Origin of the sequence: Nocardioides sp. YIM B13467 (assembly GCF_042788075.1) — a bacterium.
Lineage (GTDB): Bacteria > Actinomycetota > Actinomycetes > Propionibacteriales > Nocardioidaceae > Nocardioides.
On sequence record NZ_JBHZPJ010000046.1, the window covers coordinates 256,056 to 279,391 of the forward strand.

Here is a 23,336-nt window from a genome sequence, read left to right on the forward strand (position 1 = left end):
GACGGTTGTGACTACCGTGACGAAATATGGGGGACTTCACCAGGTTCAAGTACGTCAGACGGGTACTCGGCGCAGGCTTGATCTCGGGCGTCGTCGGCGTCGGGGGGGGGGGGAAAACCCNGCGAGTCCCGCCTGGACGGGTTCGGCGGCGGGCGTGGTGACCTCCGGGCGACCTTCTCGTGGTCGGTCCAGCACCTGCCCGATGCCGCGGCCGAGCTGTTCCGGCTGATCGGCCTGCATCCCGGGCCGACGCTCACCGTCCTGGCCGCGGCCAGCCTGGCCGGGATCTCTCGTGTGCGGGCCCGTCGCCTGCTCGACGAGCTCACCGAGGCCAACCTGCTGACCGAGGTCGCGCCCGCCCGGTTCGTGCTGCACGACCTGCTCCGGGAGTATGCCGCCGACCTCGCCACCGGCGAGCCCGCGGAGGTCCGTGAGGCGGCCGAGCTGCGGATGATCGACCACTACGTCTTCAGCGCTCGGGCGGTGCACAGCGCCTACGACCCGCACCAGCGCCACCTCGATGCGCTGGAGCCGATGCGCGACGGGGTCACCCCCGAGGTCGTCGGCGACAGCGTCGAGGCGCTGGCCTGGATCGGCACCCAGCTGCCGGTGATCTCCCGGGTGATCGACGTCGCCGTCGCCCGGGGAATCGCACCCGACCGGATCGTGCTGCTCGTCGGTGCCCTCGAGCGTCTGCTCGACCTCCAGGGACGCTGGATCGAGCTGGCCGCGCTGGCCGAGGCCGCGCTCCCGGGTGTGCGCCGCAGCGTCTCGCAGGGCGGCGACCCCGCCGGGCTCGGCGTCATGCACCGCGCCGCCGGGGCGGCCTGCGGGCGGCTGGGGCGCGTCGAGGACGCCCTCGACCACCTCGGCCGGGCCCTCGATCTGGCGATGGAGTCCGCCGACCTGGTGGGCGAGGGAAAGACCCTGCATCGGCTGGCCACCGTGGCCACCGCCTCCGGCGATCATGCCGGGGCTGCGGCGTACGCAGCTCGGGCGGCGGAGGTCTTCGCTCGCGCGGGCGACCCGATCCGGGCGGCCTGGACGACCGGGCGGCTGGGTCTCTACGAGGCCCTCGACGGTGCGTACGAGGCCGGGCTCCGTCACTGCGAGGCGGCGCTCGCGGACCTGCGCCGGGTGGCGCCCGGCTACCGCAGCGAGGGCAACGTCATCGCCACCATCGGCTGGATCCACCAGCAGCTCGGCTCCGTCGACGAGGCGGCCGGTCACTTCGAGGAGGCTGTGACCAAGCTCCGTGCCGCCGGTGACCTGCCCGGCCTGGCCGACGCGCTCGGCCACCTGGCCGACGCCCGCGCCGCCCTCGGGAAGGACGAGGACGCCCGCTGCGCGAGGGTCGAGTCCGCCTCGATCCTCGCGCAGCTGGGCTGACTGCCTTAAGCCGTGGGCAGCTTGTAGTCGGCGTACTCCTCACGCAGGGTCTTCTTGGAGAACTTCCCGACCGAGGTCTTGGGCACCTCGTCGATGAAGACCACGTCGTCGGGCACCTGCCACTTGCCCAGGTTGTCGGCGAGGTAGCCGAGCAGCTCCTCCTTGGTCACCGACTCGCCGTCCTTGACCACCGCGAAGGCCAGCGGCCGCTCGCCCCACTTCGGGTGCGGCACCGCGACGACGGCCGCCTCGGCGATGCTCGGGTGGCCCATGATGAGGTTCTCGATCGCGACGGTCGAGATCCACTCGCCACCGGACTTCACCAGGTCCTTGGTGCGGTCGACGATGCGTACGTAGCCCAGTGGGTCGATCGCAGCGATGTCACCGGTGCGCAGCCAGCCGTCGGGTGAGAACGACGTCGGTGCGTCGACCTTGTAGTAGCCCGACGCGATCCACGGGCCGCGGCACTCGAGCTCGCCGGTCGTCTCGCCGTCCCAGGGAAGCTCGTCGGTGGTCCCGGGCTCCACGATGCGGAGCTCGACGCCGACGGCCGGGATGCCAGGGGACGTACGGTAGTCGGCCTTCTCCTCCTCGGAGAGGTCCGTGATCTCGGCGCGCTCGTTGTACACGCTGCCGAGCGGCGACATCTCGGTCATGCCCCACGCCTGGGTGATCGGCAGGCCGATCGCCTCGCGCCAGGCCTCCGAGAGCGACTTCGGCACCGCGGACCCGCCGCAGATGACCACCCGCAGCGAGGAGAGATCGGCGTCCTTGAGCAGCGGGACCATGCCCATCCAGATCGTCGGTACGCCGGCCGCGATCGTGACCTTCTCGGCCTCGAGGAGCTTGATGATGCCGGCGGGCGAGAGGTCGGGACCGGGCAGGATCAGGTTGGCGCCGGCCAGCAGGGAGGAGTGGGCGAAGCCCCAGCCGTTGGCGTGGAAGAAGGGCACCACCGGAAGCACGCGGTCGCGGTCGTTGGTGCCGAAGAGGGTGCCGGCCAGAGAGGCCAGCGCGTGCAGGTACTGCGAGCGATGGGTGTAGACGACGCCCTTCGGGTTGCCGGTGGTGCCGGAGGTGTAGCAGATCCCGGCAGCGGTGCGCTCGTCGGTGACCCGGCCCTCGATCACCGCCTCCTCGGCGTCGGCCATCAGCTCCTCGTAGGAGACGACCCGCGGATCGTCGGGGAGCGGCGTCGGCGCCCCGTCATCCATCACGACCACGTGCTTGAGCGTGGTCAGCTGGGGGAGAAGCGGAGCCAGCAGACCGAGCAGCGACCGGTCCACGAAGACGGCCTCGTCCTCGGCATGGTTGAAGGTGTAGACCAGCTGCTCGGGGAAGTAGCGGATGTTGCCGGTGTGCAGCACCCGGCCGGTGCAGGGGACGGAGTAGTAGAGCGCGAGGTGGCGCAGGGTGTTCCACGCGAAGCTCGCCACCCGGCCGTCCTCGGAGATGCCGAGCCGGTCGAGGACGGTGGCCTGCTTGCGTACCTCCACGGCCAGGTCCTTGAACGTGTTGCGCTCCAGACCTGTGGCGGTCTTGGTGACGATCTCCCGCGTCGGGAAGACGCGCTCGGCGCGCCGGATGATCGTGTCGATGGTCAGCGGTGCGTCCTGGATCAGTCCTTGCATGCTGCACATCGTGACCCAACGTGGCGCGCGTCACAACGAGTTCCCGCGAACTTCTTGCCGGGCGATGCGGCCGACCAGGTGGCGCGCCGGATGCCCAGCGGTCAGAATCGTCTGCGTGAGCACTCTCTTCGTCGCGGCCGGTGGTGGGGGTGATGCGCTCGGCGTGCTCCTGGCGCGTCGGGTCCTCGAGCCCGAGATGGACGACGGCGATGTGTTCGTGTCGACCTGCGCCTGGGAACGGCTCCGCATCGACCCGGTGCCCGGGCCGCGCTCACGGGGCGACTTCATCGGGCTCCGCCTGGTCGATGGTGTCCGGGCGGAGATATCGACCACGACGGACACCCTTCCTCCGGGCCGGTCCGTGCTGCCGCGGCTTGCCGGCGACGTCGAGGCGCGCCTCTTCCTGCACGACCTCGCGGACGGTGCGGTCGGACTCGCCGAGCAGCTCCAGCATCTCGCTCGGGCCCTCGGCGCCGACTCGCTCACGGTCGTCGACGTCGGTGGTGACGTGGTCGCCCGGGGAGACGAGCCCGGCCTGCTGAGTCCGTTGGCCGACTCGCTCACGCTGGCCGCGGCGTTGCGCAGCGGCCTGCCGGTGCGGCTCGCCGTCGTCGGCCCCGGCGTGGACGGGGAGCTCCCCGCCGAGCAGGTGATCGCCATCCTCGGCGGGCTCGGTGGGACTCATGTGGGAACGCTGGGGACCGCGGACGTGGACCGGGTCGGCGACTCGCTCGGCTGGCATCCCACCGAGGCGACGACGCTGGCCGCGGCAGCCGCGCGCGGCCTTCGGGGCGCCGTGGAGATGAGACGAGGACAGACCCCCGTCCCGGTGAGCGAGGCGAGTGCGACCGTGTGGCGCCTCGATGCCGTCGTGACGTACGACTTCCCGCTGGCCGAGGCGCTGATCAACACCCGCTCTCTGGGGAGCGCCGAGACGATCATCCGCGGCATCACCGTCGACGAGCTCGACTACGAGCGGCGGCGGGCCCGGGAGCGTCGCGAGATCCCGTCGCGAACCGTGACCGCAGCCGACGTCGCGAACGCGAGCCTGGCCCGAGGGGCCTCGCACATCACCACTCGCCGGCTCCTGGAGGCGACGAGCGGGGACGTACCGAGCTATGAGTCGGCACGCTTCGACGGGCTCGGGCTGTGGGCCCTGGATGCCCTCGCCCGGGGCTGAGCCCGGTCAGACAACGGCCTCGGAGGTGGTGAGGGCCAGAGCCGGGGTGGAGGCGGCACGCGGCCAGACCTCGGCGAGGATCTCGACCCCGCGCCGGACGAGCTCGGGCCTGGGCGTGATCGCCAGCCGCAGGTGACGCTCGTAGGCGCCGTCGACCCCGAACCTGGGCCCTGCGGTGACGAGCAGTCCGTGGGGTCTGGCGGCGAGGGTGAGCTGGGAGCTGACCGGCGCGGGCAGGCCGACCCAGGCGGAGAGGCCGCCGTCGATACGCGGCGGCAGCTCCCAGTCGGGAAGGTGCTCGCGCATCGCGTGGTAGAGCGCGGCGCGGCCGGCGGCGAGCTGGTCGGCTCGCTCGCGCAGGATCTCGGGGAGGTGCCGGAACAGGATCGTGGTGACCAGCTGCTCCCAGATCGGGGTGCCGAGGTCGGTGGCCGAGCGTCCGCTGGCGATCTGGGTCAGCAGCACCGGGTCGGCGCGGATCCAGCCGACCCGCAGCCCGCCCCACAGCATCTTGCTCGCCGAGCCGATGTGAACGACGCGGGCCTGGTGCTCCCCGGCCATCGCGGCCAGCGGCGGGAACGTGTGGGGGCGGTCGATGTTCAGCTCGGCGGTGGTGTCGTCGGCCACGAGGAGGGTGTCGACCTTCGCAGCGGCGTGCAGCAGCCGGAGCCGGTCCTCGGTCGACATCGAGCGAGACGTCGGGTTGTGGAAGTCGGGCATGACGTACGCCATCACCGGGGTCGTCCGGGCGATGGCCGCCTCCATCGCGGGCATGTCCCAGCCGGCGTCGGTGGTCACCGGACTCGTGATGATCCGGGCTCCGGCGAGGCTCAGGGCGTCGTACGCGTTGGGGTAGGACGGGCTCTCGGCGTAGGCCCGGTCGCCGCGACTGATGACGGTGCGGGCGAGCAGGGCGATCGCGCTCTGGCCACCGGTGGTCACCATGATCTGGTCGGGGTCGGTCGGCAGACCGCGATCGGTGTAGCGCGCCGCGATCTCGGCGCGAAGCTCCTCGATGCCCCACAGCGTGTAGCCGGGGCCGGTCATGTGGTCGGCCAGCCGCCTGGTCGCCTCGACGGCGGCCTCCGGGAGCCGCCGGGTGGCCGGCAGGGTGGCCCTGACCAGGTCGATCTCGCCGCCCTCGGTGAACGAGTCGGGTGCGGTGGGTGGCAGCTTCGTCGTCGTACCCGACCCCTGGACGCTCAGCGCGTAGCCGTGCTCACGCAGGCGGCGGTAGGCGGCCGTGATCGTGGTGCGGCTCAGCATGAGCCGCTCGGAGAGCTCGCGCTCGGAGGGGAGACGTACGTCCGCGGAGAGCCGCCCGTCGATCAGCAGCAGCTGGATCCGTTCGGCGAGGTTCTCGTACGCCGGGCCCTCCCCTTGCCACTGACCGAGCAGGCCAGCGAGCGCAGTGGCACCGATTCTTCCGCGAGGCATGAGGCCACCTTACCGTGATTGGCTTCTTTACCTTCGATTGGACCCGTGATTGGCTTTGCGATCGTGAAGGATCTCTCTGTGAAGTCGCTCTCTTGGTTGATAACTGGACTCTTCCTCTACGGCATCGCACTCGCGATGCTCGTGCAGGGCTCGCTGGGGCTGGCGCCGTGGAACACGCTGGCATCGGGACTCGTCGAGATCACCGGGATCTCCTTCGGGATGATGACCAACCTGATCGGGCTCGTCGTCCTGCTGCTCTGGATCCCGCTGCGACAGCGGCCCGGCGTCGGCACCGTGCTGAACGTCCTGCTCGTCGGCACCTCGGCGGAGATCGGCCTGTTGCTGCTTCCGCAACCGTCGGACCTGGTTTCCCAGGTCGCGCTCTTCACCGGCGGCCTGCTCCTGCTGGCCGCGGCGACGGGAATCTACATCGCGCCCGGCCTGGGCCCGGGCCCGCGCGACGGCCTGATGACCGGCCTGCACGAGCGGACCGGTGCCCCGGTCTGGCTCTGCCGTGCGGGCGTCGAGATCACCGTGCTGGCGGCCGGCTGGCTCCTCGGCGGAATGGTCGGCATCGGCACTGTTGCCGAGGCGCTGCTCATCGGTCCGATGGTGCACCGCACCCTGCCGTTCTTCCGGACGATGTACGCCGGGCGGCCGGACGCCGCCGCGGTCGCCGCCGAAACACGCGCGAGTGCATGATTTAACCCACACGAATTTCCTGTGGCGCCCCCGACAGGATTCGAACCTGTGACCGTCGGATTAGAAGGCCGATGCTCTATCCAGCTGAGCTACGGAGGCGTGGCCTGTGTGAGCACCCCGCTGGAAGGGGGTTTGCGCAGGCCGCGCACGATCTTACCGGTGCCCGTATCCCTTGTGTGCATCGGAATCCGAAACGCTGGCCGGAGTGTTACCAAGGTGTGGGGGGTATTTGGGTGCACTGTCCCCGCACTGTCGACGTGAGTGTCCGATTGGCGGACCACGAGGGTTCGAGACTGGGCCCGATCATCGGTAAGGTCCCCGGACATGACTATGGAGTCCATGTGCACCTCGTGCGGTGCAGCCGTCACCGGTATGCGCTTCTGCACAGGTTGTGGGACCCCCGTCAGAAGCGCTCATCAGCCGCCGTCGCAGGGTGCACCGGAGCCGGTCGCACCGCCGCGACTGCCGCAGCGGGGTGCCGATCCTGAGCAGGGTGGTCTGTCGTTGCCGAGGCGTGGGCAGGGAGCCGCTGCGCCCGCACCCGAGGCCGACACGGAGGCGGCCCCGTTGCCGCTCGAGCAGGTCAGGCGTACGCCGGGGGCCTCGATGGCGCCCCAGCTGAGCATGACCGCGCCCAGCGGTGAGCAGCCGGCCTTCGGTGGTGGCATGGCCCCGCCGCCGGCAGGTTCGGATGGTGGTGGCCTGTTCGGACTGGCGGCGCGTACGCCGAAGTTCGAGCCGGAGCTCGCCTCCCAGTCGCAGTCGCTCTTCCTGCCCAAGCGCAAGCGCGTCGCGGAGGAGCCCGAGCCGGCCCCGGAGCCGGATCCCGAGCCCGAGGCACAGGTGGCCGCGCCCGCGCCGCTGCCGGATCTCCCGACGCGGCCGGCCGCACAGGAGCGCGCGCCCGAGCCGCCTGCTCCCGCGCCCGCGCCCACCCCGCAGATGCCGGAACCGCAGGTGCCGCAGACCCCGGAGCCCATGGCCGCGCCTCCGCTGCCCGAGCGTCCGGCCGCGGCGTACCACCAGAGCGCGGAGCACCCGACCTTCGTCGAGCCCGCGCCGCAGTTCGGCGGCCCGGCCCCCGAGGCGGCCTACGAGGCGACCCACGAGGCGATGCCGCCGGTCGAGCGACGCCAGCCCGAGCCGGTCCGTCCGGACGAGACCCAAGTCGCGATGAGCCCTCGGTTCGACGCCGTCGACGAGGAGGCCTCCGGGGGCACCCGTCCGCGTGACGAGTTCGAGCAGTTCGCGCCGCCGCAGCCGCAGTTCGACGCCCCGGCGCCCGAGTCGCGCTACGACGACGGTCAGTCCGATCTCGGCCAGCCCGACCAGGGCCAGCAGGCCCCGACGTACGGCGACCCCGCCTACGCCCCGCTCGCACCGCAGCTCGAGCCGGACCAGGCCCAGTGGTCGCAGGGCTACGACAAGCCCTATGACCAGCCGTACGGCCAGGGCCCCGACCAGGGCTTCGACCAGGCGTACGAGCAGCCCTACGGCCAGCCGCAGGACCGGTCCCAGGACGAGTTCGGCCAGCCGTACGGTGACCCCTACGGCCAGAACCCCTACACCGACGCCACCCTCGTCGGGCAGCCGCCGGTCGGCGGTGGGCCCAACACCCCGGCACCGCCGCCGATGGCGCCGCAGGGCTACGACCCGTACGGGAACGGCTACGACGCCCGCTACGAGCCGCAGCGCGGTCAGGGCAAGGGACCTGGTGGTCTCGACCTCAAGCGCTGGGGCCTGATCGTCCTCGCGCTGGCCGTCGTCGTCGCGATCATCGCCTTCGTCATCGGCCTGATCAACAGCAACGGCGACGACGCCAACGCCGAGACCGGCACCACCCAGGGCGCGACCACGACCGAGGGCGGTGCCGCGGCCGAGGCGAAGAAGATCGACGACCTCATCAAGACCTCGGCCAAGGACAAGGCGGCCATCGGTGCCGCTCAGGCCGACCTCGAGGCGTGCGAGAACATCGACGAGGCGATCCAGACCTTCCAGGACGCCGCGGCCTCCCGCGAGAAGCTGGCTGCGGATGTCGCCAAGATCGACACCGCCGTCCTTCCGGGGTCGCGGAAGCTCGTCAAGAACCTCGAGTCCGCGTGGATGACCTCGCAGAACGCCGACCTGGCCTTCGCCGCCTGGGGCGAGAAGCGCAAGGTCAACGCCGACGGCGAGTGCGTGGGTGGCAAGGGCAAGCTGGAGAAGGCGACCACGCTCAGCCTGGCCAGCCACGACCCGAAGAAAGCGGCGGCCAAGGCGTGGGGGCCGATCGCGGAGGAGTACAACCTCGAGCCCGTCGAGTGGACGAAGCTCTGAGCTGAGCTCAGTCCTGGGCTCAGCGTGAGCGGAGGTACGCCGCCATCGCCCGTTTGATGGCGGCGGCCGTCCGCTCCTGGAACTGGTCCGACTTCAGCAGGCGCGCGTCCTCGGCGTTGCGCATGTTGCCCGTCTCGAGCAGCACCTGCGGCACCGTGGTGAGGTTGAGGCCGGCCAGGTCGTCGCGCTCCACGAACCCGCCCTCACCGAGGTAGGAGGCCAGCGGCATCCCGGTCTTCCGCATCTCGGTGCGGAGCAGTTCGGCGTAGTGTCGCGAGGGCTCGACGACCTCGTCGTTGGTGCCCGAGGGCACCGGGATCAGCAGCGAGTAGCCCCGCTCGGAGGCGGCCGCGCCGTCGGCGTGGATGTCGATCGCGACGTCGGCCTTCGCGTCGTTGATGATCTTCGCCCGCTCGTCGATGCACGGCCCGACCCCGTCGTTGCTGTCGCGGGTCATGACCACCTTCGCGCCGGACTCGCGCAGATCGGCCGCGAGCTTCGTGGCCACGGCCCAGGTGAAATCCGTCTCCGGGTAGCCGTCGTCGGTCGCGGTGCCCGTCGTGTTGCACGGGCTCTGCGAGCGCCCGTTCCACACCGGCTCGTTGATCACCTCGGGCGCGCCCGCGTTGCCGCCGTTGTGGCCCGGGTCGATCCCGACCACCGCGCCCTCGAAGACGTTGTCGGCCGACTCCGCCCCGGGGGCCGACGTCGACGAGGCCTCGGGACCCGCGGACGAGGCGGGTCCCGAGGTCGGAGCACGACCGGCGCTGCACGCGGCCACCGGCAGCACGAGCAGCACGACAGCCGCGAGAGATGCCCTCCGGCGTACGTCTTCCTTCACGGCCATCGGGCGACACTCGCCTCTCAGAGGTGCTGACCCATCCACGCCTCGACGTCGTCGGCCGTACGCGGCAGGCCGGCGGAGAGGTTCACGGAGCCGTCCTTGGTGACGACGATGTCGTCCTCGATGCGGATGCCGATGCCGCGCAGCTCCTCGGGGACGAGCTTGTCCTCCTTCTGGAAGTAGAGGCCCGGCTCGACGGTGAGGACCATGCCCTCCTGCAGCGGTCCCTCGATGTAGGCCTCCTTCGACGCGGAGGCGCAGTCGTGGACGTCGAGGCCGAGCATGTGGGAGACGCCGTGGAGGGTCCAGCGAGAGTAGGTCTTGTTGTCCTCGGAGAGCGCCTCGTCGACCGAGACCGGCAGCAGACCGAGGTCGTCGAGACCGTGGGCGAGGATCTCCATCGCGGCGAAGTGGCCGGCCCGGAAGGTCACGCCCGGGCGGATCGCCTCGATGCCGGCCTGCTGGGCCTTGTAGACGAGCTCGTAGAGGTTGCGCTGCAGCGGCGTGAAGGTCCCGGAGATGGGAAGGGTGCGGGTGATGTCGGCGGTGTAGAGGTTGTGGCCCTCGACGCCCATGTCGAGCAGCACCAGCTCACCGGGGACGATCGGGCCGTCGTTGTCGATCCAGTGCAGCGTGGTGGCGTGGGACCCGCCACCGACGATCGAGTCGTAGCCGAGGTCGTTGCCCTCCGCACGCGCGCGGCGGAAGAAGGTGCCCTCGATCCAGCGCTCGCCGTGCTTCAGGACCTGGTCCCACTCGCGCACCGCGTCGGTGAAGCCGCGCACGGTGATGTCGCAGGCCTCCTTGAGCTCGCCGAGCTCCCACTCGTCCTTGATCAGGCGCAGCTCGGAGAGCGCCTTGGCGAACTCCTCGTCGCGGGAGGCCTCGGCCGGGGCGACCAGCTTGTCGACGTCGGCCGAGACTCCGCGGAGGACGCGGGTCGGGGTGTTGCCGGAGAGGTCGGACTCGAGCTGGTCGACGTGGCGTACCTCGATGCCCAGCGAGTCGGAGAGCTCACGGGCCGAGGGACGCGCACCGGCCCAGAGCGCGCCGTACTGCCGGTCGCGGAAGAACTCGTCGGTGTCGCGGCCGCTGCGCGGGCGGGCGTACAGGACCGAGCTGCCGTCCGGCTCGATCACGACGACGGCGTCGGAGGTCTGGTTGCCGGTCAGGTGCACGTGCGCCGTGTCGGCGCGGAAGCGGTAGTCGGTGTCGTTGGCGCGGACCTTGTAGGTGCCGGCCGGGACGACCAGGCGCTCACCCGGGAAGATGCCCGAGAGGCGCTCCCGGCGGGCGGCCGCCCACGGCGTGATCGGATGCTCGGGAACCTCGACCTCGCGGTCGTCCCAGCCCTCCCTCATGAACTTGGACCACGCCTCCGGAACCGTCTGGTCGTGGCTCTCGGTGTGGTCGTCTGCAGGAGTGGGGGCGCCTTTGTCCGTCATACCGGAATCGTACGCCGCGCCGGATCCACAACGCTCGTGAGTTCCCAGGCCACGCGGGTGGCGGGGACGTCTCGATCGGTGTCGGGTCGCACGTGCGGTCCGCACGCCCGATAGTCTGGCGCGCATGGGGGCGATCCCGAAGGATCCGACGAGAAGCAACCGCACGTTCACCATCGTGGTGGGCGTGCTTGTCGTGCTGACCTCTTTGCCGGTGCTCGGCATCGTTCTGCTCAGCACCAGCGTCGTCAACGACCATCTTGCCCCGACCGGTGCGATCCTGGGAGTGCTCTTCGCGGCCATCCCGGTGGTGCCGCTGGTCTATGCCTTCCTATGGCTGGATCGCTACGAACCCGAGCCGAAGTCGCTGCTCGCGCTCGGCCTGGGGTGGGGCGCGTTCGTCGCGGTTGCCGCCGCGCTGATCGTGCAGAGCGTCGGGGCGCTGCTCGCCGGGTGGAGCCAGCCGACCCAGCTCGCGATCGTGGCTCCGGTCACCGAGGAGGCGGCCAAGGGTCTGTTCCTCTTCGTGCTGCTGGTCTGGCGTCGCCACCTCCTCGACGGGGTGCTCGACGGGATCGTCTACGCCGGCATGGTCGGCATCGGCTTCGCCTTCACCGAGAACATCCTCTACCTGGGCGGCACCTACAACGGCACGCCCGGCATGGGCGACAGCTCCACAGGACACATCGGCGAGTTCACCGCCGTCTTCGTGATGCGCTGCCTGTTCAGCCCCTTCGCGCACCCGCTCTTCACCGCCTTCACCGGCATCGGTATCGGCATCGCGGTGGTGACGCGCAAGCGCTGGCTCAAGGTCGTGGCACCGCTGCTGGGCTACGCCATCGCGGTGCTCGCCCACGGCACCTGGAACGGCTCGACACTGCTCTACGACGGGGCCGGGTTCCTGCTGGCGTACGTCGTGGTGATGGTGCCCGCGTTCGTCTCGATGGTGGTCTTCGCGGTGTGGCGGCGAAAGTCCGAGCGGATCGTGCTGACCCGGTCGCTGACCGACGCCGCCCAACGGGGGCTGATTCCCTACACCGACATCGGCTGGGTGGTCGATCTGCGGCGCCGGGAGCAGGCGCGGAGGTTCGCGTCGACCCACGGAGGGGCTCAGGGGGTTGCGGCCATGCGTGAATACCAGCAGGCTGCCATCGAGCTCGGATACTTGCACTGGCGATTCCTGCGCGGCAACCCGCCGCCCGACTTCGCCGCCCGGGGGAGGGCATACGTTGACCGCATCAGTGAGGTACGTCCACACATCGCGTTCCCGAGCGGGCAGGTGATGACCGGATGAGTGAAGACAACAGACACGACGACAACGCGCCGGAGCCTGCTCCTGAGACGCGGCCGGCGGCCTACGAGGCGCTGACCGCGGGGATGCTCGCGGAGAAGCCGACCACCGAGTTCGAGGCCGCCCGGGCCGAGATCGAGGCGTCCGGCGGCGAGAGCAACCGGATGGTGACCTCGCTCATCCAGCTCCACCAGGCGCTGACCGAGGTGACCCTGCCGCTGGACCTGCCCGGCGCCGACGAGCAGCGGGCCGCCAGGCAGAACATGGTCGAGCAGCTCGAGGACTACGTCATCCCGCGGATGATGACCATCGACGCGCCGCTCCTCGCGGTCGTCGGCGGCTCCACGGGCGCCGGCAAGTCGACGCTGGTGAACTCGCTGGTCGGCACCAAGGTGACCACGCCGGGGCTGCTGCGGCCGACGACCCGCTCGCCGGTGCTGGTGCACAACCCCGAAGACGGCCGCTGGTTCGGCCAGGACCGCCTGCTTCCCGAGCTGGAGCGGGTCAACCACCCGACCAACGACCCCGGCGCGCTGCAGCTGGTCGCCAGCGACCGGCTCCACCCCGGCCTGGCGATCCTGGACGCGCCCGACGTCGACTCGGTCGAGGAGGCCAACCGGGTGCTCGCGGCCGAGCTGCTCGCCGCGGCCGACCTGTGGGTCTTCGTCACCTCGGCCGCACGCTACGCCGACCAGGTGCCCTGGGAGTTCCTCCAGCTCGCCGCCAACCGCTCCACCGCGGTGGCCGTGGTGCTCGATCGCACTCCGACCGAGGCCGTCCAGACCGTCGCCGGCCACCTGGCGCGGATGCTCGCCTCGCGCGGGCTCAAGGACTCACCGCTCTTCATCGTCCACGAGGGCGAGGTCTCCGAACAAGGGCTGCTTCCGGCCGAGCACGTCGCCGAGGTACGCGCCTGGCTCGACATGCTCGCCGACGACGCCACCGCGCGACACCAGGTCGTCACCCAGACACTCGACGGTGCGGTGCGGGCGCTGACCCTGGAGGTCCACCCGATCGCCGACACCGCGGACGGTCAGGGAGAGGCCGCGCAGCGGCTGCGTACCGATGCGGACATGGCCTACGACGAGGCGCTCAAGTCGATCATGGCGGCGACCGCCGACGGCACGCTGCTGCGTGGCGAGGTGCTCGCGCGCTGGCAGGAGTTCGTCGGCAGCGGGGAGATCCTCAAGGCGCTCGAGACGAAGGTGGGGATGCTTCGAGACAAGATCCTCGGCTCGATCAAGGGCAAGCCCCAGCAGGCCGAACGGGTGACCGCGGCCGTACAGGGCGGCCTGGAGATGCTGATCCTGGAGCAGTGCGAGGCGGCTGCCGAGAGGGCAGAGGCGGCCTGGCAGATGAGTCCCGCGGGACGCGGGCTGCTCGCCGCCGGCCCCGCCGACCTCGGCCGAGCCTCGCGTGCGCTGCGGCCCAAGGCCGAGCGTGCGGTGCGAGACTGGCAGCAGGACGTGCTCGACATGGTCCGCAGCGAGGGTCAGGACAAACGTACGACCGCGAAGTTCCTCTCCTACGGGGTCAACGGCCTCGGCGTCGCGCTGATGGTGGTCGTCTTCGCCTCCACCGGCGGAGCGCTCGTCGGTGCCGAGGTGGGCATCGCCGGTGGCACCCTCCTGCTCGGCCAGAAGCTGCTGGAGGCGGTCTTCGGCGACCAAGCCGTGCGCGGGCTCGCCTCCCGGGCGCGCAAGGCGCTGGAGGTACGCATCGTGGGGCTCGTCGACGAGGAGCGTGCGCGCTACACGGGTCAGGTCGACGCGCTGCAGATCGACCATGGTGCACCGGAGCGACTGCGGCACGCTGCGCGGAAGGTCGGCGACGCCCGTTTCGCCAGCCAGCGCGGCGATGACTGAGACTTGTCAGACTGAGCTTTTTCAGGAAGGGAAGGGGGATCCTTGAGCGGCCTGCTCGAAGGTGCAAAGAACCTGGTCAGCCGAGGTGGAGACCTCGGTGATCGGCTGGACGGACTGACCGCCGCGACCGTGGCGGCGACGGGACGCCTCGACGACGGACTCGTCGAGGACGCGCGCGCCGTGGTCAACAAGGCTCAGGGACGCCTCAAGCTCTCCGCCGACCACACGGTCGTCGGGGTCGCGGGGGCGACCGGGTCGGGCAAGTCGTCCACGTTCAACGCCCTGACCGGGCTGGAGCTCTCCGCCGTCGGTGTCCGTCGCCCGACCACCTCGTGGGCGACCGCCTGCGTGTGGGGTTCGGAGGGCGCTCAGGAGCTCCTCGAGTGGCTGGGCATCCCCGAGCGTCACCAGACCACCCGCGACTCGATGCTCGACACCCGCCGTGAGGGGCACGAGCTCGACGGCGTGGTGCTGCTCGACCTGCCCGACCACGACTCCACCGAGGTCTCCCACCATCTCGAGGTCGACCGGCTGGTCGAGCTCGCCGACATGCTGGTGTGGGTGCTCGACCCGCAGAAGTACGCCGACGCGGCCATCCACGACCGCTACCTGCAGCCGCTCCGGACCCATTCCGAGATCATGGTCGTGGTGCTCAACCACATCGACCGCGTTCCCGAGGACCGTCGTGAGTCCATGCTGGGTGACGTACGCCGCCTGCTCGACCAGGACGGGCTGCGCAACGTCCCGGTGATCCCGGTCTCGGCCAAGCTCGGCTGGGGGATCCCGCAGCTCAAGACCGAGATCGCCCAGCGGGCAGCGGCGAAGCGGGCCAACAAGTCCCGGCTCTCGGCCGACATCAAGACCGCCGCCGTGAAGCTCGCCAAGGCGTCCGGTGACGCCAAGCCGCGTTCCCTGGCCAAGCCCCGGGTGGAGGCCCTCGAGGACGCCATCTCCGAGGCCGCCGGGGTGCCGACCGTGGTGGACGCGGTCGAGCGGTCCGTACGCACCCGGGCCGGCGCGGCCACGGGCTGGCCGCTGGTCTCGTGGGTCTCCCGGCTGAAGCCGGATCCGTTGAAGCGGCTTCACCTGGCGCTGGGGGAGGAGGCGACCCAGCTGGCCGGGCGCGCCCGGACCTCGCTGCCGCAGACCACCGCCGTCGAGCGCGCGCGGGTCGACACCGAGGTGCGTCAGCTGGCCGACGAGGCCGGCGCCGGGCTCGCCTCGCCGTGGCGCGACGCGATCCGGCGGGCATCGGTCTCGCGGATGGATGACCTCGCCGACCGGCTCGACGCCTCGGTCGGTGGAGTCGACCTGAACGCCGAGCGGCTGCCGCTGTGGACCGGGCTGGTCAAGGCGCTCCAGTGGCTCCTCATCATCCTCGCCACCGTCGGGCTGGTGTGGTCGGTGGCGCTGCTTCTCTCCGGAGCCGCTCAGATCGGCGACGTGACGCCCTCTGTCGCCGGTGTCGAGCTGCCGTACGTCCTCTTCATCGGGGGTGTCGGGCTCGGGCTGGTGCTGTGGGCCGTGTGCCATCTGCTGGTGATCAGCACCGCTCGACGGCGGGCGCGGGCGGCCGATGCGCGGCTGCGTACGGCGGTCGCCGACGTGTCCCGTGAGCTCGTCGTCGATCCGATCGAGACCGAGCTGGCCGCCTACACCGCCCTTCGGCACGGGGTGGCCAAAGCGCTGCGCTGACCAGCAAGTGGCGCGTCCCAGAAGTTCCTAGGCGCTTCGCGCCGCCATGGCACGCACCTCGCGGCGTTGGCGCCGCTCGAAAGACGCCCGGTATGACTTCGCGACGCCGCCTTGCGATGCACGCACCCTGACGACGCCAAGCATCCAGGACCTTCCAGGACGCGCCACCAGCGGGCCGATCACTGTCCACAGGCACGGTTCGATCCGGGGTTGTCCACAGGCGGACGTACGCCGCCCGGAACTGTCGGTGGTCGAGCGCAGGGTTGTCTCCGAGGCCCGCATCAGGCGGGCGCGAACTCTGAGGAGACTACGATGAACGACTCGATCATCACCCTGCGCGGCAACGTCGGCGCCGACCCCGTCGTGCGGAGCGTCGGTGAGTTCTCGGTCGCGAACTTCCGGATGGCGTGCACACCGCGGAAGCTCAACCGGTCCACCGGAGAGTGGAGCGACGGCGTGACGCAATGGTTCTCGGTGAGTGCCTGGCGTCAGCTGGGGGAGAACGTCGGGCGCTCGCTGCGCAAGGGCGACCCCGTGGTCGTCCAGGGACGGCTCTCGGCCCGCAGCTACGTCAACAAGGACGGGCTCGAGGTCAACACCTTCGAGGTCGAGGCGACCGTCGTCGGCCACGACCTCAACCGCGGCATGAGCAGCCTCTCGCGCAACCCGCGCACCCTGGCTGCGGCCGCCGCCCCCGCCCCCGAACCCCGCGATGACGACCCCGAGGGCGACCCGCTCGCCGGCTGGCGGGCGCCGGGCGCGGACCCGTGGGACCAGAAGCCGGCAACCGCGGACGATGGCGAGGCGACTGATGAGACGGAGACCCTTCGACAAGCTCAGGACACCGCCTCTGTGGCGGCCTGATGTGAGCCGGGCGGGTGCCGGGCCCGGTGGCGGGGTGCGCCGGTTGTACCGGCGTGCCTCTCCCTCATTAGGGTGGGCACCATGGCCGACTACATCCTCTCCCTGCGCAATGTGCGCAAGGCCCATGGCGACAAGGTCGTCCTCGACAACGTCACCCTCTCGTTCCTGCACGGTGCCAAGATCGGCGTCGTCGGCCCGAACGGCATGGGTAAGTCCTCGCTGCTCAAGCTGATGGCGGGGCTGGACCATCCCAACAACGGCGACATCGTCCGCGACCAGGACGCGACCGTCGGGATGCTTCAGCAGGAGCCGCCGCTGACCGAGGGCAAGACCGTCCTCGAGAACGTCGAGGAGGCGGTCGGCGAGATCAAGACGAAGATGAAGCGGCTCGAGGACGCCTACATGGAGATGGGTGACCCCGACGCCGACCAGGACGCCCTGATGGCCGAGACCGGCGAGCTCCAGACCTTCCTGGACAACATCAACGCCTGGGACATCGACTCCAAGCTGGAGCAGGCCATGGACGCGCTGCGCTGCCCTCCGGGCGACGCGCTCGTCGACAACCTCTCTGGTGGTGAGCGCCGCCGCGTCGCACTGTGCAAGCTGCTCCTGCAGGAGCCTGACCTGCTGCTCCTCGACGAGCCCACCAACCACCTCGACGCCGAGTCGGTGCAGTGGCTGGAAGGCCACCTGAAGAGCTACAAGGGCGCCGTCTTGGCGGTCACCCACGACCGTTACTTCCTCGACAACGTCGCCGAGTGGATCGCCGAGGTCGACCGCGGCTCGATCCACGGCTACGAGGGCAACTACTCCACCTACCTGGAGACCAAGAAGGACCGTCTCAAGGTCGAGGGCCTCAAGGACGCCAAGCGCGCCCGGATGCTCGAGAAGGAGCTGGAGTGGGTCCGCTCCAACGCCAAGGCCCGCCAGACCAAGTCTAAGTCGCGTCTGGCTCGCTACGAGGAGCTCGCCGCCGAGGCCGACAAGGCCCGCAAGATCGACACCGCCGACATCAACATCCCGCCGGGCCCGCGCCTGGGCGACGTGGTGATGGAGGCCAAGGGCCTGGTCAAGGGCTTCGAGGGCCGCACGCTGTGGGACGACATCTCGTTCTCGCTCCCGCGTGCGGGCATCGTCGGCATCGTCGGCCCCAACGGTGTCGGCAAGACCACGCTGTTCCGGATGATCACCGGCTCCGAGAAGCCCGACGCGGGTGAGCTCAACGTCGGCCAGACGGTGAAGATCTCCTACGTCGACCAGAGCCGCGGCGGCATCGACCCCAACAAGAACGTCTGGGAGGTCGTCTCCGACGGCCTGGACTTCATCAAGGTCGCCAACTTCGAGATGAACTCGCGGGCATACGTCGCCTCCTTCGGCTTCAAGGGTCCCGACCAGCAGAAGAAGGCCGGCGTGCTCTCCGGTGGTGAGCGCAACCGCCTCAACCTCGCGCTCACCCTGAAGCAGGGCGGCAACATGCTGCTGCTCGACGAGCCCACCAACGACCTCGACGTCGAGACGCTCTCCTCGCTCGAGGACGCGCTGCTCGACTTCCCCGGCTGCGCCGTGGTCACCTCCCACGACCGGTGGTTCCTCGACCGCATCGCCACCCACATCCTCGCCTGGGAGGGCACCGAGGAGAAGGAGGGCGAGTGGTTCTGGTTCGAGGGCAACTTCGAGTCCTACGAGGCCAACAAGATCGAGCGTCTCGGCCAGGAGGCCGCCCGCCCCCACCGCGTCACCCACCGTCGCCTCACCCGCGACTGACCAACCCGCGCCGAGTCGGCGCGTTCTGACCAAAACCCACGCCGAGTCGGCTCGTCACAACGAGCCGACTCGGCGCATTTGTCACAGGGTGGCTGGCTCCTGGGTCTCTGCCGGGCGTACGCCGTTCACGGCGGGGGTGATCCGGCGCTCCAGGCGCATCGAGGCGGCGACGATGCCGACACAGCCGACCACCATCAGGACGATGAACGCCGTCGACTGGCCGTGCTCGAGCAGGAACCCGGCGAGGATCGGGCCAATGATCGCCCCGGTCTGGAACGCGGCGGAGTTGATCGCGTTGTAGCGCCCGCGGAGATGGTCGGGCGCCATGTCGTTGGTCAGGGCGGGGTAGGCCGACTGCATCAGCGTCTCGCCGAGGGCGAAGAAGATCCCCTGGAAGGCGACCACGCCGACGATGGCCGCGACGGAGCCGGGCACCAGACCGGTCGCCCCGAACACCACCCAGGCCAGGCCCCAGATCGCGGCGGTGGCGACGAGCACTCGCGTGCGGCGCCGGCCGCTGACCCGGTTCATCACCCAGAACTGGGCGAGCACGATCACCGCGCAGTTCACCACGAATGCGAACCCGATGACGCGAGTGGAGACCTCGGCGATCTGACGCGAGTAGGCCGGGAACCCGCTCTCGATCTGGCCATAGCCCAAGGTCGAGAGCAGCACCCCGATCACCACCAGCCAGATGACCTCGGGACGGCGCAGGATCGTGGCGTACGACGCGGTGGCGTCGGGTTCGTCGGCAGCAGGACGTGCGGCGCGGCCGTGCAGGTGACGCAGCGGGCCGAGCAGGACCAGGGCCGGGATCGTGAAGGTGGCGGCATTGGCGAGGAAGGCGTAGGTGAACGTCTCGGGCCGGCTCACGTCGATGAAGAGACCACCGATGACGCCGCCGACGCCGATGCCGAGGTTGATCAGCGCGAAGTTCACCCCGTAGTAGCGCTGCCGCAGCTCACCCTCGACCACGGTGGCGACCAGGGCGTTCGCGGCCGGCCAGGACACCCCGGCCTGGACGCCCAGAAGGCACAGCGCCGCACCAGCGAGCACCGGGGTGGTGGCGAAGGCGAGCATCACGTCACCGGCGATCGCACACACCAGGCCGCCGAGGATGACGGGACGGGCTCCGTACTTGTCGATCAGGCTGCCCGCCGGGCCGGTGACCACGAAGCCGACGATGGCGATCAGGCCCATCAGGGTGCCGGCGAGACCGAGGTCGAAGCCGCGTACCTCATGCAGGTAGATGATCGTGAACGGCAGCGTCATGCCGCGACCGAGGAGCTGGATCGCGACCGTCGACAGGAGCCAGCGGCCCTCGCGTGGAAGTGCGGCTAGGAAGTCACGGAGACCGAGAGCAGGGGGAGTCGACACCGCACAATCTTCGCCTTTACCCGGGAACGGTGGCGAATTGTTTCTCGAGCCCCGGATCCCGAGGCTGGGGCCATAGGTCCCGGCCCGGTTCATTCGATGGTCCCGGCTGATTCAGGGCTGTCGTCCCGGTTGCGAATCGACAACTTCCTCGCCGTTAAGGGGTGCCAGTGCATGGAACGGCCCGGAGACAGGGCTAACGTAATGCCCCGTGGGTGATGAGACTCGGTGGCTGGACGAAGAGCAACAGCGCTCCTGGCGTGCGCTGATGATGGGGATGACCCTGCTCGATGACCGCCTGGACGCCGACCTACGCACCCGCTTCGACATCTCGCTCCCGGAGTACGAGATCCTCGTCCGCCTCTCCGAGAACGACGGTGCCATGCGGATGGCTCAGCTCGCCGACTCCCTGGCCCACTCGCGCTCCCGGATCACGCACACGATCACCCGGATGGAGCGTGCCGGGCTGGTCGAACGCCGCAACTCGGCCGAGGACGGCCGCGGCGTCGTCGCGACTCTCAGCGACCGTGGCTTCGAGCTGCTGCGCGAGGCGGCTCCGGTCCACGTCACCGGCGTACGCGACTACCTCATCGATCTGGTCAGCGAGGAAGACTTCGCGGCTCTGGGTCGAGTGATGAACGCCGTCTCCGACCATCTGATCAGCGACCGCCCCGGCATCGAGATGCGCTGAGATCTGCCGAGTCGGCGCGTTATAACGCGCCGACTCGGCGGGGAGATCAGATGCGCTCGAGGATCATCGCCATGCCCTGGCCGCCGCCGACGCACATGGTGATCAGACCGGTGGTCTTGTCGTGCCAGTCGAGGCTGTTGAGCATGGTGTTCTGCAGGCGCGCGCCGGTCATGCCGAAGGGGTGACCGACGGCGATGGCGCCGCCGTTGATGTTGAGGCGGTCGATGTCGATGCCGAGGTCCTGGTAGGACGGGATCACCTGGGCCGCGAAGGCCTCGTTGATCTCGACCAGGTCGATGTCGCCGATCGACATGCCGGCGTACTTGAGCGCGTTCCGGGTCGCCTCGACCGGGCCGAGGCCCATGATCTCGGGGGAGAGGCCGGAGACGCCGGTGGACACGATCCGGGCCAGCGGGGTGACGCCGAGCTCGGCGGCCTTGGTGTCGGACATGACCACGACGGCGGCTGCGCCGTCGTTAAGGGCGCAGCAGTTGCCGGCGGTGACGGTGCCGTCCTCGCGGAAGACCGGCTTGAGGCCGGAGATGGCCTCCAGGGTCACGCCCGCGCGGGGGCCGTCGTCGGCCGAGACGACGGTGCCGTCGGGGGTGGTGACCGGGGTGATCTCGCGGGCCCAGAAGCCGTCGGCGATGGCCTTCTCGGCGAGGTTCTGGGAGCGTACGCCGAACTCGTCCATCTCCTGGCGGGAGATGCCGCGCGAGGTGGCGAGGTTCTCAGCGGTCTGGCCCATCGCGATGTAGACGTCCGGCAGCAGGCCGTCCTCACGCGGGTCGTGCCACTTCTCGTTGGACGCGGCGGTCGCGGTGGTCCGCGACTGGGCGTCGTCGAAGAGGTGGTTGACGGTGTCGGGCAGGTGGTCGGAGGTGCCCTTGAAGAAGCGGGACACGGTCTCGACACCGGCCGAGACGATGATGTCGGCCTCGCCGGCCTTGATCCCGTGCAGCGCCATCCGCGAGGTCTGCACCGAGGAGGAGCAGTAGCGGGTGATGGTCGCGCCAGGCACCTTGTCCCAGCCGTTCAGCACGGAGACCACGCGGCCCATGTTGTTGCCCGACTCGCCGCCCGGCAGACCACACCCGAGCAGCAGGTCGTCGATGTCGTTGGGGTCGAGGCCCTCGACCTTGCCGACGGCTTCCTTGGTGATGAGTGCGGCAAGGTCGTCGGGACGGAAGTCCTTCAGAGATCCCTTGTTGGCTCGCCCGATCGGGGTGCGGGCGGCGGCGACGATGACTGCCTCAGGCATGAAGACTCCCGGTTACTGATGAGTAGGTAGAACTGTGGTCGACACCATACTCGCCCGGACAGCGTCTGGTCGCCAGGCCCAGTGCCCAAGATGATCTGGAAGGATCGGCCACGTGCGCCACCTCTACGAATGCCCCATGCGTTGGGCCGACCTCGACATGCTCGGCCACGTCAACAACGTCGTCTACGTCGACTACCTCCAAGAGGCGCGCGTGGACATGCTGCGCACGCACGCCCGGAGCCCGCAGACCCAGGGCCTGGCCGAGGGAGTCGTGGTGGCCAGCCACCAGGTCACGTACGTCGCCCCACTGCTCTTCGACTTCACGCCGGTCTACGTCGAGTCGTGGGTGACCGACATCCGGGCGGCCAGCTTCACGATGGCCTACGAGATCTTCCGCGATCAGGCCGACGGCACCCGCAAGGTCTTCCTGCGAGCGAGCACGGTCCTGGCGCCGTACGTCTTCGCCACCGAGTCGCCGCGCCGGCTCAAGCCCGAGGAGAAGGCCAACCTCCAGCCGTACCTCGAGGCTTACCCGGAGGAATGGTCGCCGAAGCCGCTCGCCCTGGGCGAGCCGAAACGGCTCGAGGACGGGCGCTTCCCGCTCTTCGTCCGCTTCTCCGACGTCGACGCCTACGGGCACGTGAACAATGTGAAGTACTTCGAGTACTTCCAGGAGTCGCGGCTGGCACTGATGATGCGGCTCAGGTCGCACCACGGCATCGAAGGCTGGCCGTCCGTCGTGGTCGCGCAGACCGACGTCACCTACCACGCACCGGTCCTCGCCCGTTCGGAGCCGTACGACGTGTGGAGCTACGTCTCTCGGCTGGGCACCAAGTCGATGACGATCGAGTCCGAGATCGCCGACGGAGACCTCAGGCTCGCCCGCGGGCAGGTCACGCTGGTCTTCTACGACCTGGAGTCCGGGAAGGCCATCGAGCCCAGCCCGCAGGTGCGTGCGGCCGTCGAGAGCGTGCTCTAGGCAGCCTCAGTCGCGCCGGTCGTCATCGTCGCAGTCGTCGCGGCGGTCGTAGCGGTGCTCATAGTGCTGGTCGCGCCGGCAGTCGTCGCCGTCGTCGCTGTCGCGGTCGCCGTACCAGCCATCCGGGTCCCACTGACTCCAGTCCCAGCCGTCCTGGGTCGCGGTGAAGTCCTGGCTGGGCATGGCCGGGACCTGACCTGAGGTCTCGTCCGACTTCTCGCCGCCGCGCGTCTTCCGGGCGCTCAGCGTGCTGCCCTCGGTGGGCTGGTTCGCGTTCGGTGTGGACTCGGGCGGCGCGAGCAGGTCACGGGAGGCGAGCTGGGTGGCGAGCGAGGCGTCGGGGGGAGGGGGCAGCGTGCCGACCGAGGTGTCCTCGGCGGCGTCGATGGGCTCGGGCGGACCGGTCGGGCCATCGGCGAGCCGGGTCTCCAGGCCGGTCGCCTGCTGCGCGGGCCGGCTCGACTGGTCCGGTCCGATCGACCGTATCCCTCCGATGAGCAGTGCCATCGCGACGAGGGCGACGACTGCAAGCCCGACTCCGACGATAGCCCGCTGAATTGCCCGCATGCGTCCTCCGAGAGCGCTCTGGTCAACTAAATGTTCTGCTTGAG

At 70.0% G+C, this 23,336-nt stretch carries 18 protein-coding genes and 1 tRNA gene; 11 read left to right on the forward strand and 8 right to left on the reverse strand.

The window, feature by feature from the left end; translation table 11 throughout:
- Positions 1-294: 294 nt before the first annotated feature.
- On the forward strand, positions 295-1,389 hold the full coding sequence (locus ACFX43_RS08570; RefSeq protein ID WP_378819441.1) for a tetratricopeptide repeat protein: 1,095 nt from the start codon (positions 295-297) through the stop codon (positions 1,387-1,389).
- 5 nt (positions 1,390-1,394) lie between these two features.
- On the opposite strand, the gene ACFX43_RS08575 is transcribed toward ACFX43_RS08570, so the two are convergent.
- Positions 1,395-3,020 carry a long-chain fatty acid--CoA ligase gene (locus ACFX43_RS08575; RefSeq protein WP_378819444.1) on the reverse strand — a complete coding sequence of 542 codons (1,626 nt, stop codon included), beginning with the start codon at positions 3,018-3,020 and terminating at the stop codon, positions 1,395-1,397.
- 115 nt (positions 3,021-3,135) lie between these two features.
- On the opposite strand from ACFX43_RS08575, the gene ACFX43_RS08580 reads away from it, so the two are divergent.
- Positions 3,136-4,200 carry a DUF1152 domain-containing protein gene (locus ACFX43_RS08580; protein WP_378819447.1) on the forward strand — a complete coding sequence of 355 codons (1,065 nt, stop codon included), beginning with the start codon at positions 3,136-3,138 and terminating at the stop codon, positions 4,198-4,200.
- Positions 4,201-4,206: 6 nt separating this feature from the next.
- Here the strand turns inward: ACFX43_RS08580 and ACFX43_RS08585 are convergent, their stop codons facing one another.
- A complete protein-coding gene (locus ACFX43_RS08585) occupies positions 4,207-5,637 on the reverse strand; it encodes a PLP-dependent aminotransferase family protein (RefSeq protein ID WP_378819450.1) in 1,431 nt (476 codons plus the stop codon).
- 78 nt (positions 5,638-5,715) lie between these two features.
- Between ACFX43_RS08585 and ACFX43_RS08590 the strand changes: the two genes are divergently transcribed.
- Entirely contained in the window at positions 5,716-6,339 is a 624-nt protein-coding gene (locus tag ACFX43_RS08590; RefSeq protein ID WP_378819453.1) for a YitT family protein, read from the forward strand.
- Positions 6,340-6,361: 22 nt separating this feature from the next.
- Here ACFX43_RS08590 and ACFX43_RS08595 read toward each other — a convergent pair.
- Positions 6,362-6,438 (reverse strand) — tRNA-Arg (locus ACFX43_RS08595).
- 468 nt (positions 6,439-6,906) lie between these two features.
- Here ACFX43_RS08595 and ACFX43_RS08600 point away from each other — a divergent pair.
- The gene (locus ACFX43_RS08600) at positions 6,907-8,655 is read left to right on the forward strand and encodes a hypothetical protein (RefSeq protein WP_378819455.1); all 1,749 of its coding nucleotides are present in this window, start codon (positions 6,907-6,909) and stop codon (positions 8,653-8,655) included.
- A gap of 19 nt (positions 8,656-8,674) precedes the next feature.
- Here ACFX43_RS08600 and ACFX43_RS08605 read toward each other — a convergent pair whose 3' ends face one another.
- Positions 8,675-9,502: an N-acetylmuramoyl-L-alanine amidase gene (locus tag ACFX43_RS08605; protein ID WP_378819458.1), complete on the reverse strand. Its 828-nt coding sequence runs from the start codon at positions 9,500-9,502 to the stop codon at positions 8,675-8,677.
- Between the two features lie 17 nt (positions 9,503-9,519).
- Positions 9,520-10,944, reverse strand: coding sequence for an aminopeptidase P family protein (locus tag ACFX43_RS08610; RefSeq protein ID WP_378819461.1), 1,425 nt, complete (start codon positions 10,942-10,944; stop codon positions 9,520-9,522).
- 124 nt (positions 10,945-11,068) lie between these two features.
- On the opposite strand from ACFX43_RS08610, the gene ACFX43_RS08615 reads away from it, so the two are divergent.
- The 5 genes from ACFX43_RS08615 to ettA all read left to right on the forward strand — a co-directional run bounded on the left by ACFX43_RS08615 (position 11,069) and on the right by ettA (position 18,420).
- Positions 11,069-12,235: a PrsW family intramembrane metalloprotease gene (locus ACFX43_RS08615; protein WP_378819464.1), complete on the forward strand. Its 1,167-nt coding sequence runs from the start codon at positions 11,069-11,071 to the stop codon at positions 12,233-12,235.
- On the forward strand, positions 12,232-14,097 hold the full coding sequence (locus tag ACFX43_RS08620) for a dynamin family protein (RefSeq protein ID WP_378819467.1): 1,866 nt from the start codon (positions 12,232-12,234) through the stop codon (positions 14,095-14,097). Before ACFX43_RS08615 ends, ACFX43_RS08620 begins: the two co-directional genes overlap by 4 nt.
- Positions 14,098-14,139: 42 nt before the next feature.
- The gene (locus ACFX43_RS08625; RefSeq protein ID WP_378819470.1) at positions 14,140-15,792 is read left to right on the forward strand and encodes a GTP-binding protein; all 1,653 of its coding nucleotides are present in this window, start codon (positions 14,140-14,142) and stop codon (positions 15,790-15,792) included.
- A 312-nt stretch (positions 15,793-16,104) separates the two neighbouring features.
- Complete coding sequence (ssb, locus tag ACFX43_RS08630; protein WP_378819472.1) at positions 16,105-16,656, forward strand: single-stranded DNA-binding protein; 552 nt, start codon at positions 16,105-16,107, stop codon at positions 16,654-16,656.
- Between the two features lie 81 nt (positions 16,657-16,737).
- A complete protein-coding gene (ettA, locus tag ACFX43_RS08635; protein ID WP_378819475.1) occupies positions 16,738-18,420 on the forward strand; it encodes an energy-dependent translational throttle protein EttA in 1,683 nt (560 codons plus the stop codon).
- Positions 18,421-18,501: 81 nt separating this feature from the next.
- Here the strand turns inward: ettA and ACFX43_RS08640 are convergent, their stop codons facing one another.
- The gene (locus tag ACFX43_RS08640; protein ID WP_378819478.1) at positions 18,502-19,797 is read right to left on the reverse strand and encodes an MFS transporter; all 1,296 of its coding nucleotides are present in this window, start codon (positions 19,795-19,797) and stop codon (positions 18,502-18,504) included.
- Between the two features lie 208 nt (positions 19,798-20,005).
- Between ACFX43_RS08640 and ACFX43_RS08645 the strand changes: the two genes are divergently transcribed.
- Entirely contained in the window at positions 20,006-20,485 is a 480-nt protein-coding gene (locus ACFX43_RS08645) for a MarR family winged helix-turn-helix transcriptional regulator (RefSeq protein ID WP_378819482.1), read from the forward strand.
- Between the two features lie 46 nt (positions 20,486-20,531).
- Here the strand turns inward: ACFX43_RS08645 and ACFX43_RS08650 are convergent, their stop codons facing one another.
- Positions 20,532-21,746 (reverse strand): acetyl-CoA C-acetyltransferase, encoded by a 1,215-nt coding sequence (locus ACFX43_RS08650; protein ID WP_378819485.1) that lies wholly within the window; start codon positions 21,744-21,746, stop codon positions 20,532-20,534.
- A 136-nt stretch (positions 21,747-21,882) separates the two neighbouring features.
- Here ACFX43_RS08650 and ACFX43_RS08655 point away from each other — a divergent pair, with 136 nt between their 5' ends.
- Positions 21,883-22,725: an acyl-CoA thioesterase gene (locus ACFX43_RS08655; protein WP_378819487.1), complete on the forward strand. Its 843-nt coding sequence runs from the start codon at positions 21,883-21,885 to the stop codon at positions 22,723-22,725.
- A gap of 6 nt (positions 22,726-22,731) precedes the next feature.
- Here the strand turns inward: ACFX43_RS08655 and ACFX43_RS08660 are convergent, their stop codons facing one another.
- Complete coding sequence (locus tag ACFX43_RS08660; RefSeq protein ID WP_378819490.1) at positions 22,732-23,292, reverse strand: hypothetical protein; 561 nt, start codon at positions 23,290-23,292, stop codon at positions 22,732-22,734.
- Positions 23,293-23,336 lie beyond the last annotated feature (44 nt).

Excerpts from the sequence above, each read along its gene's own strand:
- ACFX43_RS08655 (WP_378819487.1), top strand. The coding sequence starts at position 21,883 with ATGCGTTGGGCCGACCTCGACATGCTCGGCCACGTCAACAACGTCGTC.
- ACFX43_RS08610 (WP_378819461.1), bottom strand. The coding sequence starts at position 10,944 with ATGACGGACAAAGGCGCCCCCACTCCTGCAGACGACCACACCGAGAGC.
- ACFX43_RS08620 (WP_378819467.1), top strand. The coding sequence starts at position 12,232 with ATGAGTGAAGACAACAGACACGACGACAACGCGCCGGAGCCTGCTCCT.
- ACFX43_RS08605 (WP_378819458.1), bottom strand. The coding sequence starts at position 9,502 with ATGGCCGTGAAGGAAGACGTACGCCGGAGGGCATCTCTCGCGGCTGTC.
- ACFX43_RS08650 (WP_378819485.1), bottom strand. The coding sequence starts at position 21,746 with ATGCCTGAGGCAGTCATCGTCGCCGCCGCCCGCACCCCGATCGGGCGA.
- ACFX43_RS08660 (WP_378819490.1), bottom strand. The coding sequence starts at position 23,292 with ATGCGGGCAATTCAGCGGGCTATCGTCGGAGTCGGGCTTGCAGTCGTC.
- ettA (WP_378819475.1), top strand. The coding sequence starts at position 16,738 with ATGGCCGACTACATCCTCTCCCTGCGCAATGTGCGCAAGGCCCATGGC.
- ACFX43_RS08575 (WP_378819444.1), bottom strand. The coding sequence starts at position 3,020 with ATGCAAGGACTGATCCAGGACGCACCGCTGACCATCGACACGATCATC.
- ACFX43_RS08585 (WP_378819450.1), bottom strand. The coding sequence starts at position 5,637 with ATGCCTCGCGGAAGAATCGGTGCCACTGCGCTCGCTGGCCTGCTCGGT.
- ssb (WP_378819472.1), top strand. The coding sequence starts at position 16,105 with ATGAACGACTCGATCATCACCCTGCGCGGCAACGTCGGCGCCGACCCC.
- ACFX43_RS08615 (WP_378819464.1), top strand. The coding sequence starts at position 11,069 with ATGGGGGCGATCCCGAAGGATCCGACGAGAAGCAACCGCACGTTCACC.